Annotated in this window: 9 protein-coding genes; 6 read left to right on the top strand and 3 right to left on the bottom strand. The window is 62.1% G+C overall.

Annotated features, from left to right (window positions below; all coding sequences use genetic code 11):
* Positions 1 to 155 precede the first annotated feature (155 nt).
* Together VGO04_RS29220 and VGO04_RS29225 are read left to right on the top strand one after the other, a co-directional pair.
* The gene (locus tag VGO04_RS29220) at positions 156 to 833 is read left to right on the top strand and encodes an alpha/beta hydrolase (RefSeq protein ID WP_043614433.1); all 678 of its coding nucleotides are present in this window, start codon (positions 156 to 158) and stop codon (positions 831 to 833) included.
* A gap of 207 nt (positions 834 to 1,040) precedes the next feature.
* Positions 1,041 to 1,859, top strand: a complete 819-nt coding sequence (locus VGO04_RS29225) for an alpha/beta hydrolase (protein ID WP_327499480.1) — start codon at positions 1,041 to 1,043, stop codon at positions 1,857 to 1,859.
* An 11-nt stretch (positions 1,860 to 1,870) separates the two neighbouring features.
* On the opposite strand, the gene VGO04_RS29230 is transcribed toward VGO04_RS29225, so the two are convergent.
* Complete coding sequence (locus VGO04_RS29230) at positions 1,871 to 3,070, bottom strand: GGDEF domain-containing protein (protein WP_327499532.1); 1,200 nt, start codon at positions 3,068 to 3,070, stop codon at positions 1,871 to 1,873.
* A 141-nt stretch (positions 3,071 to 3,211) separates the two neighbouring features.
* The gene (locus VGO04_RS29235; RefSeq protein ID WP_327499482.1) at positions 3,212 to 4,351 is read right to left on the bottom strand and encodes an anhydro-N-acetylmuramic acid kinase; all 1,140 of its coding nucleotides are present in this window, start codon (positions 4,349 to 4,351) and stop codon (positions 3,212 to 3,214) included.
* Positions 4,352 to 4,448: 97 nt separating this feature from the next.
* Between VGO04_RS29235 and tyrS the strand changes: the two genes are divergently transcribed.
* Positions 4,449 to 5,702 carry a tyrosine--tRNA ligase gene (tyrS, locus tag VGO04_RS29240; protein ID WP_327499483.1) on the top strand — a complete coding sequence of 418 codons (1,254 nt, stop codon included), beginning with the start codon at positions 4,449 to 4,451 and terminating at the stop codon, positions 5,700 to 5,702.
* Positions 5,703 to 5,754: 52 nt separating this feature from the next.
* Here the strand turns inward: tyrS and VGO04_RS29245 are convergent, their stop codons facing one another.
* Complete coding sequence (locus tag VGO04_RS29245) at positions 5,755 to 9,147, bottom strand: DUF3971 domain-containing protein (RefSeq protein ID WP_327499484.1); 3,393 nt, start codon at positions 9,145 to 9,147, stop codon at positions 5,755 to 5,757.
* A 410-nt stretch (positions 9,148 to 9,557) separates the two neighbouring features.
* On the opposite strand from VGO04_RS29245, the gene VGO04_RS29250 reads away from it, so the two are divergent.
* The 3 genes from VGO04_RS29250 (at position 9,558) to VGO04_RS29260 (ending at position 12,301) form a co-directional block, all read left to right on the top strand.
* On the top strand, positions 9,558 to 10,025 hold the full coding sequence (locus tag VGO04_RS29250; protein WP_327499485.1) for a peroxiredoxin: 468 nt from the start codon (positions 9,558 to 9,560) through the stop codon (positions 10,023 to 10,025).
* Between the two features lie 9 nt (positions 10,026 to 10,034).
* Positions 10,035 to 10,862, top strand: coding sequence for a ferritin-like domain-containing protein (locus VGO04_RS29255; protein ID WP_327499486.1), 828 nt, complete (start codon positions 10,035 to 10,037; stop codon positions 10,860 to 10,862).
* 104 nt (positions 10,863 to 10,966) lie between these two features.
* A complete protein-coding gene (locus VGO04_RS29260) occupies positions 10,967 to 12,301 on the top strand; it encodes a M23 family metallopeptidase (protein ID WP_327499487.1) in 1,335 nt (444 codons plus the stop codon).
* Positions 12,302 to 12,323: the final 22 nt, after the last annotated feature.

Raw genomic sequence — 12,323 nt, forward strand, 5'->3', positions numbered from 1 at the left:
GCGCCGCTTGCCTTATGAGACGAAGCACAGGGCGGAATGCCCGTACAGAAGTTTTGAACGGTTCTAAACTAGGTTTTAGAAAAGCTGACTGCTTTCGTCAAGACTGATCGCGATCTGAAGCCAAGATTCGAACCAGGAACATCCCCGGAGAGCCAATGCCCGAAATCATCTTCAACGGACCCGCCGGCCGCCTCGAAGGCCGTTACCAGCCTTCGAAGCAGAAGAGCGCGCCGATCGCCATCATCCTGCACCCGCACCCGCAGTTCGGCGGCACGATGAACAACCAGATCGTCTACCAACTCTTCTACATGTTCCAGAAGCGCGGCTTCACCACGCTCCGCTTCAACTTCCGCGGCATCGGCCGCAGCCAGGGCGAGTTCGACCATGGTGCTGGTGAACTGTCGGATGCCGCCTCCGCGCTCGACTGGGTGCAGAGCCTGCATCCGGATTCCAAGAGCTGCTGGGTTGCCGGCTACTCCTTCGGTGCGTGGATCGGCATGCAGCTCCTGATGCGCCGCCCGGAGATCGAAGGCTTCATGGCGGTAGCACCGCAGCCGAACATCTACGACTTCTCGTTCCTGGCGCCCTGCCCGTCTTCGGGCCTGATCATCAACGGTGATTCCGACAAGGTTGCGCCGGAAAAGGACGTCAACGGCCTCGTCGAGAAGCTTAAAGCCCAGAAGGGCATTCTCATCACCCACAAGACCGTGCCTGGCGCCAACCATTTCTTCAACGGCCAGGTCGAAGGCCTGATGGGCGAATGCGAGGACTACCTCGACCGTCGCCTCAACGGCGAACTGACGCCGGAACCGGCTGCCAAGCGCATCCGTTAACGGCCGAGCCAGGTATCCAGACGCCGCGCATCCCAACGGGGTGCGCGGCGTTTTTTGTTTGCGGAATGTGGCGCTGCGGCCAATTGCCCGGACGTACGTCGTCGCTCACCCGATCGGATAAGTTTCGGCACCGTGTGATCAGCGTATAGTGCAAGCCTAGGCTGTTTCGGGCGGGGCAGGTCTTGATCGCATCGACGGGAGGGTTTCATGACCGAAGTATCAAGCGGGTCGGTGGGCACACCGAAGTGGCAAACCCTTCCGGATACGCCACGTCTTCCAACCGGCGGCCAAGAGGGCGTTGTCGAGATCGCAGGCGCCAAGATCTGGTACAAGGTTTACGGTTCGGGGCCGCCCGTCATCCTGTTGCATGGCGGGCTCGGCAATTCCGACTATTGGGGACTTCAAGTCGCAGCGCTCGCCGCAACGTGCCAGGTCATCGTGATGGACAGTCGTGGCCATGGACGCAGCAGCCGGGGTGGCGGGACCATGAGCTATGTTCTCATGAAAAACGACGTCATGGCGCTGATCGATCACTGCAACTTGCCGAAGGCGGCGATCGTCGGCTGGAGCGATGGAGCGATCATCGGGCTTCTCTTGGCAATGCAGCATCCCGATCGCATCAGCGGTGTCTTCTGTTTTGGAGCGAACAGCGGCCCCAATGGGACTTTTGACCTGACGAACAATGCGATGTTCAATCGCTACATCAAGCGAACGGAAGAGGAATATGCGCGCCTTTCGCCAACGCCAGACGGATTTGGCGAATTCCTCGGCGAAATGAATACGATGTGGATCACGCAACCTGACTTCACAGTCGCCGACCTCAAGGGCATCCAGGTCCCCGTCTGGGTCGTCGACGGTGACCACGAGGAAGTCATCAGGCGCGAGGACACGCTGTTCATCGCTGACACCATTCCAAATTCCGGCTTGTCGATCCAGCCGGAGGTCAGCCACTTCTCAGTGCTGCAGGATCCTGACCAGTTCACCGCGGACATCCGACGCTTTCTGCGGGCGAAGGGTATCGTCTAGATGACAGACGCTTATGGACGTCCGATCCAGTGGTGCACCGCCGGATTGACGATCGTGTCTGCAGGTTCTGCGCATTCGACGCGATTGCGTCCATTCTCCTTGGCCGCATAGAGGGCCCTGTCGGCCCGCTGCATCACGAGATCAAGCGTTTCGCCCTGGCCGACTGCGGCCACGCCGAAGCTTGAGGTGACACGCGCCGCTTCAGGCAGGCCGGGGATCTGCTGGGACATGATGGCCGCCCGCATGCCATGGGCGACAACGCGTGCTTCCGACAGTTCCGTGCAGGGTAGAAAAACGGCGAATTCCTCGCCGCCGAGACGGCCGGCGACGGCGCGATTCGGCATGACGTCCATCAGCACGCGCGCGAAACGGCGGATCACCTCGTCGCCCGTGAGGTGGCCGTAGGTATCATTGACCAGCTTGAAGCGGTCGAGATCCGCGAGGATAAGCGTGCCTGGCGTCTGGCTCTGACGGGCATGCAGAAGCGGCATGACGCGATCCATGAAGCCGCGTCGATTGTAGAGCGCCGAGAGCAGATCGATCTCTGAACGGGCCTGTGCGTCGTCGACGATGTCCTTGACCATGACGCCCAGCATCGCAAGGCCGGCGCCGACGATCAACATTGCACCGAGCGCCTGGGAGACGAGCGCGAAATTGCTCAAGACATAATCCTGGGCCGTCGCGCCTGCACCAATGGCGACGGCCGCATAGATCTTCATGAAGTAGTAGGCTGCCGATAGCGCAAGCAGGCTGAAAAGAAGCCAATCGAAAAACGAGCGTCGCGCCGAGCGGACAACAACCGATGCGGTCCACGCCTGGATCAACACAAAAGGCATCTGGTAGAAGAAGGAATGCTGCCAGGTTCCCCGCGGCAGATCAAAGATCGCCACGTCCAGCGCGACACCGGCCGCGAAACAGGCTCCGAGCACGGACCAGCGCACTGGCACCTGATAAAAAAGCCCAAGTCCGAAGCGCAGTAGGCAGAAACCGCCGAGCACGGAGGCAAAGGCGGCGATCGCAAAGAAGCGCGGCGTCGGTGAAAAGGGAACGATGGCTTCAAAGACCGCCGACAGCGACGCAACGGCAAAGCCGGACGCGCACCACACTGCGGCACGGCGTTGGCGGCTCTTGGCGGCAATGGTGAGAAATGCGGCCGTGAAAATCTGTGCAATGATGAAGTTCACTGCCAGCAGAGATATAGCACCACCCATCGACGAACCCGAAACCTTCGCGCAGCGCATGCTGCTTTTCGCCATCCTTATGGCAGCGGCTGTCGATCGTAGATCCCTGATGCGAAGAATTGATTAACCCGTCGGGTGGTGCGCCAAACGAACCCGAACCCCAATTCCAACCTATCCGATCCGCGGTTTTGCGGCATGTTTTCCGCCGCTCACCGGTTGCCGGACGCCGGTCGTTCCCGGATAGGTGAGCGGCAGTTGCCGCAGGGCGCGTACGGCCAGATAGGCCCAGGCCTCGGCCTCCATGGAATCGCCGTTGAGGCCCACGGCCTCTGCGGCAAGAACTGCGGCGCCATCCTGTTTGGCAAGCGACGCGAGATCTCCCATGATCACCGGATTGAGGCGCCCGCCGCCGCATACGATGTAAGTTGCCGGTCGCTCCGGCAGGTGCCCGGCCGATTTGAGGATCGCCGCCGCTGTCACATGGGCGAGCGTGCGGGCGCCGTCGGCAAGGTCAGCGTCGCGGCCCTGAGGCGGCGCAAAATCGTTTCGGTCCAGCGAGCGGCGCTTTGTTGCGGTGAAAAAGCTGTTGGAGAGATAGCGCTCGGCAAGCGCTGGGAGGATGCTTCCCTCGCTCGCGATCATGCCTCCCTGGTCGTAGGGGATGCCGGCATGGGCCTCGACCCATTGATCGATCAGCGTATTGCCAGGCCCGCTGTCGAAGGCAACGAGCGTATCGCCGGCGCCGATGAAGGTCACATTGGAGATGCCGCCGATATTGACGAAGACGACCGGCGCGACAAGGCCGTGCGTGTCGGCTGCGCCCCGTGCAAGTGCAGCGTGGTATGCAGGAATGAGCGGAGCGCCCTGCCCGCCGTTTTCCAGGTCGTTGGCGCGCATGTCCCAGACGACGTCGATCCCGGTCTGACGCGCAAGCAGCGGTCCGTCACCGATCTGAACGGTCAAGGCGTCGTCGGGGCGATGCAGCACGGTTTGTCCGTGGAAACCGATAACGTCGATATCGGCGGATGACAGGCCGTTTTGCTGCAGGAAGGCGGCGACGGCCTCGGCATGTCGCAGCGTCAGATCGTTTTCCAGCTTCGAAAGCGATCCGGGCCTTTGATCCCGCTGCGTCATCGCCGTCGCATCGACCAGTCCTTGCTTCAACCGGTCACGGAAGCCTGCGTCATAGGCGAAACCGCCGGCGGGGCCCCGTTCGACCACCGTGTCTCCATCGGTGCGCAGCAGCGCGACATCGATGCCGTCCATGCTGGTGCCGCTCATCAGGCCGATTGCGGTACTTGTCTGTTCCATCGCGTCAATATTTCCAGAATCACTTTTGAAGTGATTATGCGCAAAAACAGTGCTAAACGCCCGTTCGTTCAAAAAATCCCCGCAAGAGAGACAGAGCATGTCCGGTTTCAAGTCCGATTTCCTTCACACCCTCAGCGAACGTGGATTCATCCACCAGATCTCCGACGAGACGGGCCTGGATGAGCTGTTCCGGAAGGAGACCGTGACGGCCTATATCGGCTTCGACCCGACGGCGCCGAGCCTCCATGCCGGCGGTCTGATCCAGATCATGATGCTGCACTGGATGCAGGCGACCGGCCACCGGCCGATCTCGCTGATGGGCGGCGGCACCGGCATGGTCGGCGATCCCTCCTTCAAGGACGAGGCGCGCCAGCTGATGACGCCGGCGACGATCGACGCCAACATCGCCAGCATCAAGACGGTGTTCTCCAACTACCTCACCTACGGCGATGGCCCCAAGGACGCGTTGATGATCAACAACGCCGACTGGCTGCTCGGCATCAACTACCTCGAGTTCCTGCGCGACGTCGGTCGCCACTTCTCGGTCAACCGCATGCTCTCGTTCGACAGCGTCAAGACGCGGCTTGATCGCGAGCAGTCGTTGTCGTTCCTCGAGTTCAACTACATGATCCTGCAGGCCTACGACTTCGTCGAGCTGCACAAGCGCACCGGCTGCCGCCTGCAGATGGGCGGATCGGATCAGTGGGGCAACATCATCAACGGCATCGACCTTGGCCACCGCATGGGCACGCAGCAGCTCTACGCGCTGACCTCGCCGCTGCTGACGACGTCGTCGGGCGCCAAGATGGGCAAGTCGGTCAACGGCGCGATTTGGCTCAACCCGGACATGCTGTCGGCCTACGACTTCTGGCAGTACTGGCGCAACACCGAGGACGCGGACGTCACCCGCTTCCTGAAGCTCTACACGACCTTGCCGATGGCCGAGATCGAGCGGCTCGCCAAGCTTGGCGGATCGGAGATCAACGAGGTCAAGAAGATCCTGGCAACCGAGATCACTGCGATGCTGCACGGCCGCCCGGCCGCCGAGCAGGCGGCAGAGACGGCACGCAAGACCTTCGAGGAAGGCGCGCTTGCCGACAACCTGCCTTCGGTCGAGATTCCAGCCGCAGAACTCGAAGCGGGCCTTGGCCTGCTGTCGCTGATCGTCCGTGCCGGCCTTGCTGCATCCAACGGTGAAGCTCGTCGCCACGTTCAGGGCGGCGCGATCAAGATCAACGACGAGGCGGTCAGCGACGAGCGCCGCCTGATCGGCACCGGCGACGTTACGGGCGACAACGTCGTCAAGCTGTCGCTCGGCAAGAAGAAGCACATCCTCGTGCGCCCGGCCTGAGCCCCGCGCACGACACACTGATCCAGAAGGCCGGCCTTTGCGCCGGCCTTTTTCATTGGAACTCGAAGATGCTGCGGAAGACGCCGGGAGCGATGATAGACAACGGATTGATCGTCAGCTTCGGCTGATTGAAGGGACCGTTCAGCTTGAAGGTGATGCCAAGCAGGCCGCGGTCGCGGCCGTTGCCGAGCAGAACACCGATCAGCGGCAGCTCGCCGAAAATGCGGTTGAGGCCGTAGGCGGGCATGAAGGTGCCGGTCATATCCATGATGCCATTCTTGTCGCGCACCGTTCCCTGGAACGTTGCACCGACATCGGTTCCGCGCAGGACGCCGCCGTCGACGCGGATTGCGCCGCTGTCGAGCGCGAGCTGGGCGAAGCCACGCTCGAAACGGGCAGAGCTCACGTCGATGTCGCGGCGGACGGCCTGGTTGAGGCTGCGCCCGTCGGAACCGGTCGGCGTCGACACCATCGATTGCAGCCGTTGTTCGCCGACGAGCTGGAACTTGCGGATGTCGACGCTGCCGCGCCATGAACGTCCACCGCGGTCGCGCAGTTTCAGATTGAGCAAGCCACCACGCATGTTCTGGTAGATGTCGGCAAAGCGCGCCAGTGCGCCGGCGTCACCGGTGGTCAGTTCAAGCGTGTTATCGGCGCCGGCCTTGGCGAGCCGGGCGACCAGCGCCTGGCCACTGCTGGTGACGGCCGAAAGGTTGACGTCCTCGATCTGGCGTCCGCGCTCCCCGTAGACGAGATTGACGTTGGACAGTGCTTCACCGTTGAAGCCCGTCACGCGGGCAAGCTGGGCCTTGATAGTAATGTCGTCACTGCCGCCCTGGTCCTGGTCGTTTCCGCTCTTCAATTGAGCGAGGATCGGCCTGATGTCTGCTGCGGCGCCGGTCAGGGAGGCGGTGTAACCGCCTTTCGAACGGTCGACTGCGACGGTGAAGTCGTCGCCTTGCGCCAGTCGGACGTTGTCGAGATCTGCTGACCGAAGCCCGTTATCGTCTATCTGCAGCGTGCCACGTGCGCCAAATCCATCGCCGGCAATCGCGAAATCGCTGATCGTCGCCACCTGGCCCTCCATGCTGGACGTGAACTGCACTTCTGCCGGAATTCCGACGCCCTTGCTCCAGCCGATCCAGGGCAGTGAAAGCTGCGCCTTGGTAAGACTGACCGTTGCCTTCTGGCGGCTCGCCTCGTCGATCGTGACGTCGATGGTGATGGGGCCGGAAACGATCCGCGACAGACCCGGAATGAGCTTCTGCCAGACACTGTTTTCCAAGGTCCCCGAAATCTCGCGCGAGCGTTTCACCGTCGAGTCCGCGTCGACGGGCTCCGTCATCGCAACCTTGACCTTGGCGCCGTCAATCCGCGCATCCGCATCCAGAACTGCCTGCTGGTTGTCGACCCGGAAGGTTCCGACGAGGTCGGCAACGGGGCGTCCGAACATCGCCCTGTTCACGGTCACCTTGTCGAGCTGCATCTCCACCTGGTAGAGCGGTTTTGGCGGGTGCTGGTCCGCGATCAGGCCAAAGCGGGCACCCACGACAGCCGTCAGCGGACCGCTGAAATCCTCCGCCTGCAGCGGCGTTTTCTGCAGGGCCTGGATCGGTTTGTAGCTGACAAGCTCGGCAATCGCGTCCGCGTTGCCGCCGACCTCGATCTTCATCTCGGCCATCAGCGGCTTCGTGTAGACGTCGGGGAGGATGAACTCGCCGCCGTTGAGCGCGACCGAGCGTCCCGAGGGGAAGAAGGCAGTGCCTTTTTCGATCTGGGCCGTCATGCGCTGACCGCTCAGCTTGAACCGGCCGGATGTGTCGCGCAGCGGCGGGATCTCACCGGTTATGTTGACGCGGGTGTCGTCGATGTCGAAATTGATGTTGAGTTCCTGCTCGCCAAGCTTCAATTCGCCTTCGTTGTTGGCGATGCGCCCCTCTGCGATCGACACTTCGATCCGGGCGTTGGTGACGGTGCCGCCAAAGAGGTTGGCGATCGCCCAGCGGCGGGCACCCTTTGCCAGCCACCACGGCCACAATTGCTTGACGGCCGTCGCATCCATCCGATCGCTGACCGAAGCGAAACTGATTTGCGGCGACGTCTTGCCGAAGGCGACGGAAAGCGAGCCAAACATCGAGCCGAGCGGGCTCGACACCACCAGCCGATCGAAGATCAACCGTCGGGTATCCGAGGTGAAGCGACCATTGGCCTTGGCGTCGAAGATCAGCGGCGGATCGTTGATGTCCTCCGGTGCGGAGCTGGCGTTCTTCAAGAGAAGGTCGATTGCGAAGCCCTTGTCTGTGGCGCCGGCGATCTTGTCGAGGTCGACGACCGCGCCGGTGAATGGAAAGGTTGAACGCCCGATGTTGACCTGGGAGGGCAGGATCTCGACCGACGACCGCTCGAAATCGTAGGCGATATCCATCTGCGACGGATTGAGCGTCGAGATCCGACCACCGGCATGGAATGCGCCCTTGGAGGTACGCACCGCCACCCGCAGGTCCGGCTTGGCGCCGTCCGCCGCCCGCGTCGCCTTCAGTGTCAGTCCGGCCGCAGCGTCGATACCGAAGGCAGGCTCAGAGCCCAACTGGCCATGGTAGAGGAATGGTGCGAGCGGCAGATTGGTGATCGCGGCCTCAAAGCCAGTGACATGCCCACCCTGGCCAAGTGCGTCGGCGCTGATTTCAACCTCAACGCCATCAACCGTCACGTTGCCCATGGCGCTCATCGAGCCGCCGGAATCGCGCTTGAATTCGAGCGCCGTGGCGACGACCGGTACGACACGGTCGCGTGCCCCGACGACGGAGAAGCTGAAGTCCGAAAGGGTAACCGTCTGGCTCCCGCGCCCGGCAGCCATCTGCGACATCCGGTCGACATGGGAGAAGATCGCCTCAAGGGCATCACCGACGTCGGCGATCTTGATCTTCGTCAGGTCAAGCGGCTCACCCCTAGGAAGCAGCCCTGTGTCGAAATCGCCGCCTTCCGCTTGAAGGCTGGATACGGCGATTCGCCCGGTCACGAGCGCCAGCGGGTCGAGCGCAATCGAAATGGATCGAAGTTTTACAACCGGCTGGCCGGACACGGACTCGTTGAGCGAGACCTCACGCGCCTTGAGGGCAAGCGCGCCGCTGCCTGTCATGCGCACTACGGTGCTGCCGACCTCGACCTGATAGGCGTCGCCAAGGGCAGCCTCAAGTGCTGTGCGGGCGCGGGCGTTCAAGGTGCTGTCGATCACCCCGCTCTCGATGGCCGTGACGATGGCAGCGCCGATGACGAGGACGAAAAAGAACAGGCTCAGGGCGATCTTGGCGCAAAAACGCGGAAATGTGCTCTTGCGCGGAGCGTGCACGATAATGGGATCGTGAGCCTGCGCCGAGGGCAACGCATGCAACGCGACGATGTCTTTCTTGCGAAAGCCGACTTTTTCGCCGCGGATCTCACTCATCAGTGCGGACGTCCTCCGTTCGATACACGCTTGTTCACCGTCCCTTCCCTGTCGCGCCGGACGGCTGTTTCTCGCCCCATCTAGACCACATCTCGCCGTGCAAAGTCACCACAGGATGCGGGACCTTGCTGTGGAAAGCCACGAGCTGCGACGGGAATGGCGCTCACAGGTGACAGCATCGTTTCGTACTGGCCAATGCCGTCCGAAACCTGTCAAATCTAGCACAAATGCGCTGGACGGTAGCCGGCGATTTTCGATATGCCCTAGCGTGGCGCGTGTGTTACGAGGGGCGCAAAGCCGCTTTGGTGCTATGAGTTACCGCATGTTTTGTCCTTTGATCGGCAGCGACCAAAGGAAACCTGAAGTAGCGTCCGATTGTCTGCAAAACTTGGCGGAAGGAAGGTTTAATCATGGCAAGACCCGTTCCCGGAGATGTCGCTCCCGATTTCACGCTGCCGCGCGATGGCGGTGGCACGGTTTCGCTTTCTGCGTTTCGCGGCCGCCCGGTCGTCCTGTTCTTCTATCCCAAGGACGACACGCAAGCCTGCACGCTTGAAGCGATCTCCTTTTCCGAGCTTGCCGGGGAGTTCGCTGCCGCCGGTATCACGCTGCTCGGCCTCTCGCCTGATTCGGTAAAGAAGCACGACCGCTTCGCCAAGAAACACAATCTGACCGTGCCGCTTGCCGCCGACGAGGAGAAGGCAGTCGTCGAAGCCTATGGCGTGTGGGTCGAAAAATCGATGTACGGCCGCAAGTACATGGGCGTCGAGCGCAGCACATTCCTGATCGGCGCCGACGGCGTCGTCGCCCGGGTGTGGGAAAAGGTAAAGGTCGACGGCCACGCCCGCGAGGTCCTCGACGCCGCACGGGCCCTCTGAGGAGGCCCCATGATCGATTTGCCCGTGTTTCACAGCCTGCGCGGAGCCGCTGTGGAAGCGATCAGCGCCGCCGACCTTGAGGTCAAGGCCGAGCTTGCACAGGAAGCTGCGAGGCGGTGGCAACGCCGCACGTTGTCTCTGCGCTCGCCGCTCGACAGACCGGTGCCGGTGCGCCCCGGGCGTCCGGAAAAGCCGGAACTGACGCCACCGACCCAGGTCAAACGACGCTCGCTCGGCTCACTCAAGGGGCGCATTGCGCTCCTGCACTCGATTGCCCATATCGAGCTCAACGCCGTCGATCTGGCCCTCGATATCGTTGCCCGATTCGCCACGGAGCCGGTGCCCAATTCCTTCTTCGACGGCTGGATGCGGGTCGCCTTTGAAGAGGCCAAGCACTTTAGGCTCGTCCGCAAGCGGCTGAATGATCTCGGTGCGGATTATGGCGACCTGCCCGCCCATGACGGGCTTTGGCAGGCGGCGCATGATACCCGCAACGACCTGACCGCGCGGCTCGCCGTGGTGCCGCTCATTCTCGAAGCGCGCGGGCTCGATGTGACGCCTGCCCTGCAAGCCAAGATGCGCGAAACGGGCGACTTTGAAAGCGCTGCGGTACTCGACATCATCTACGAGGATGAGAAAGGGCACGTGGCCGTTGGCGCCAAATGGTTCCGCTTCCTTTGCGCGCGAGAAAAAAGGGACCCGGCTGCAACCTTTCAGGCGCTGGTGCGCGCCAATTTCCGCGGGCCGCTCAAGGCGCCTTTCAACGACGTCGCCCGCGCCGAAGCCGGTCTGACGCCATCCTTCTATCGGTCGATGACCGCTTCGACCAACCGATAGCCGCCGTCACGCTCCGGCAATGTTCCTTACCAATTGTTAACCCTAACGAAGTGTAATGATCCGCAGGTGATGCGAGGCAACGCGCACATGGCGGGAGAGAACGGGTGTCTGGACGTTCGGCAAATCGTGCCTTCGGAAAACGTAAGGAAAGTCACGTTCTGATACTGGCAAGTGGCGACAAGGTTCGTCACATGACGGTTCGTCCCTGGATGGCGGCAATCGCCGTCTCGTTTGCCGGTGTGTGCAGCATCGGCTATCTCGCGGCCACATCCTACCTTGTTCTGCGCGACGATCTTATCGGCGGTACGATTGCCCGCCAGGCGCGCATGCAGCACGAATATGAAGACAGGATTACCGCGCTGCGGGCCCAGGTCGACCGCGTGACCAGTCGGCAATTACTTGACCAGCAGGTGGTCGAGGAAAAGGTCGAAAAGCTGCTGCGCCAGCAGATGGCGCTCACTTCACGCAACGGAAAGCTTGGCGCGCTGGTCGAAAGGGCCGAGAACTCCGGTCTGGCGACGGGAAGCGACGAGACGCCGGCGGTCGAGCCACTGGCCTACGGCAAACGCGCTGACGCAAGCGGTGGCGGCGTCAAGGCCATCGAAAGGCTGATGGGGCTGAACAGCGCCTCCGTCAGCGGTGCAGACGCTACGTCCGCCCTCGCCTATGCCGCGCCGAACGCCGCCGAATCGCCTTCCGATCGGGCAGACAGGATCTTTTCGAAAGTCACGCTTTCGCTGAAGGATGTCGAACGGGAGCAGCTGACACGGCTGAAACAGTTGACGGAGGGTGCGTCAAAAACGTCGGATGCGATTCGCTCGATTGTCGGACGCACCGGTTTCGACCTGCCGACCACCGACATAGCGGAAACGACCTTGCAGACGGCACCATCGGCGCTGGCCGACACGGCGATTGGCGGACCTTTCGTCGAGCCCGCGGACGATGACGATTTCGGGCGTTCACTGGCGGCGCTGGATACTGCGCTTGTGGAACTCGAGCGCACTCGGGAGCAGGCTCGCGAGCTTCCGTTCGGCAACCCCTCGCCGGCAAGCGACATCACCAGCGACTTCGGCAACCGGCTCGATCCTTTCCTTGGGCGCCTGGCGCTGCACGCCGGCATAGATTTTCGCGCGACAGTTGGCACGCGCATCCGTTCTGCAGCACCTGGAACGGTGACAACAGCTGGTTTGACAGGCGGTTACGGGAACCTGGTCGAGATCGATCATGGCAACGGTGTCGCCACGCGATACGCCCATCTGTCGACGGTTTTGGTGCGTGTAGGCGATCAGGTCAAGGCGGGTGACGTCATTGCCAAATCCGGCAATACCGGGCGTTCTACCGGGCCGCACCTGCACTATGAAATCCGGCTAAACGGCGAAGCTGTGGACCCGATGCGATTTCTCGATGCGAGCAGGAAGCTTGCCAGCTACATGAACTGAGCGGGCGCCCAGCCGCACCTTG

Origin of the sequence: Ensifer sp. (assembly GCF_035999185.1) — a bacterium.
Classification (GTDB): domain Bacteria; phylum Pseudomonadota; class Alphaproteobacteria; order Rhizobiales; family Rhizobiaceae; genus Ensifer.

Bases quoted from the DNA above. Each gene is read 5' to 3' on its own strand.
- VGO04_RS29220 (WP_043614433.1), top strand. From the start codon at position 156: ATGCCCGAAATCATCTTCAACGGACCCGCCGGCCGCCTCGAAGGCCGT.
- VGO04_RS29225 (WP_327499480.1), top strand. From the start codon at position 1,041: ATGACCGAAGTATCAAGCGGGTCGGTGGGCACACCGAAGTGGCAAACC.
- VGO04_RS29230 (WP_327499532.1), bottom strand. From the start codon at position 3,070: ATGGGTGGTGCTATATCTCTGCTGGCAGTGAACTTCATCATTGCACAG.
- VGO04_RS29235 (WP_327499482.1), bottom strand. From the start codon at position 4,351: ATGGAACAGACAAGTACCGCAATCGGCCTGATGAGCGGCACCAGCATG.
- tyrS (WP_327499483.1), top strand. From the start codon at position 4,449: ATGTCCGGTTTCAAGTCCGATTTCCTTCACACCCTCAGCGAACGTGGA.
- VGO04_RS29245 (WP_327499484.1), bottom strand. From the start codon at position 9,147: ATGAGTGAGATCCGCGGCGAAAAAGTCGGCTTTCGCAAGAAAGACATC.
- VGO04_RS29250 (WP_327499485.1), top strand. From the start codon at position 9,558: ATGGCAAGACCCGTTCCCGGAGATGTCGCTCCCGATTTCACGCTGCCG.
- VGO04_RS29255 (WP_327499486.1), top strand. From the start codon at position 10,035: ATGATCGATTTGCCCGTGTTTCACAGCCTGCGCGGAGCCGCTGTGGAA.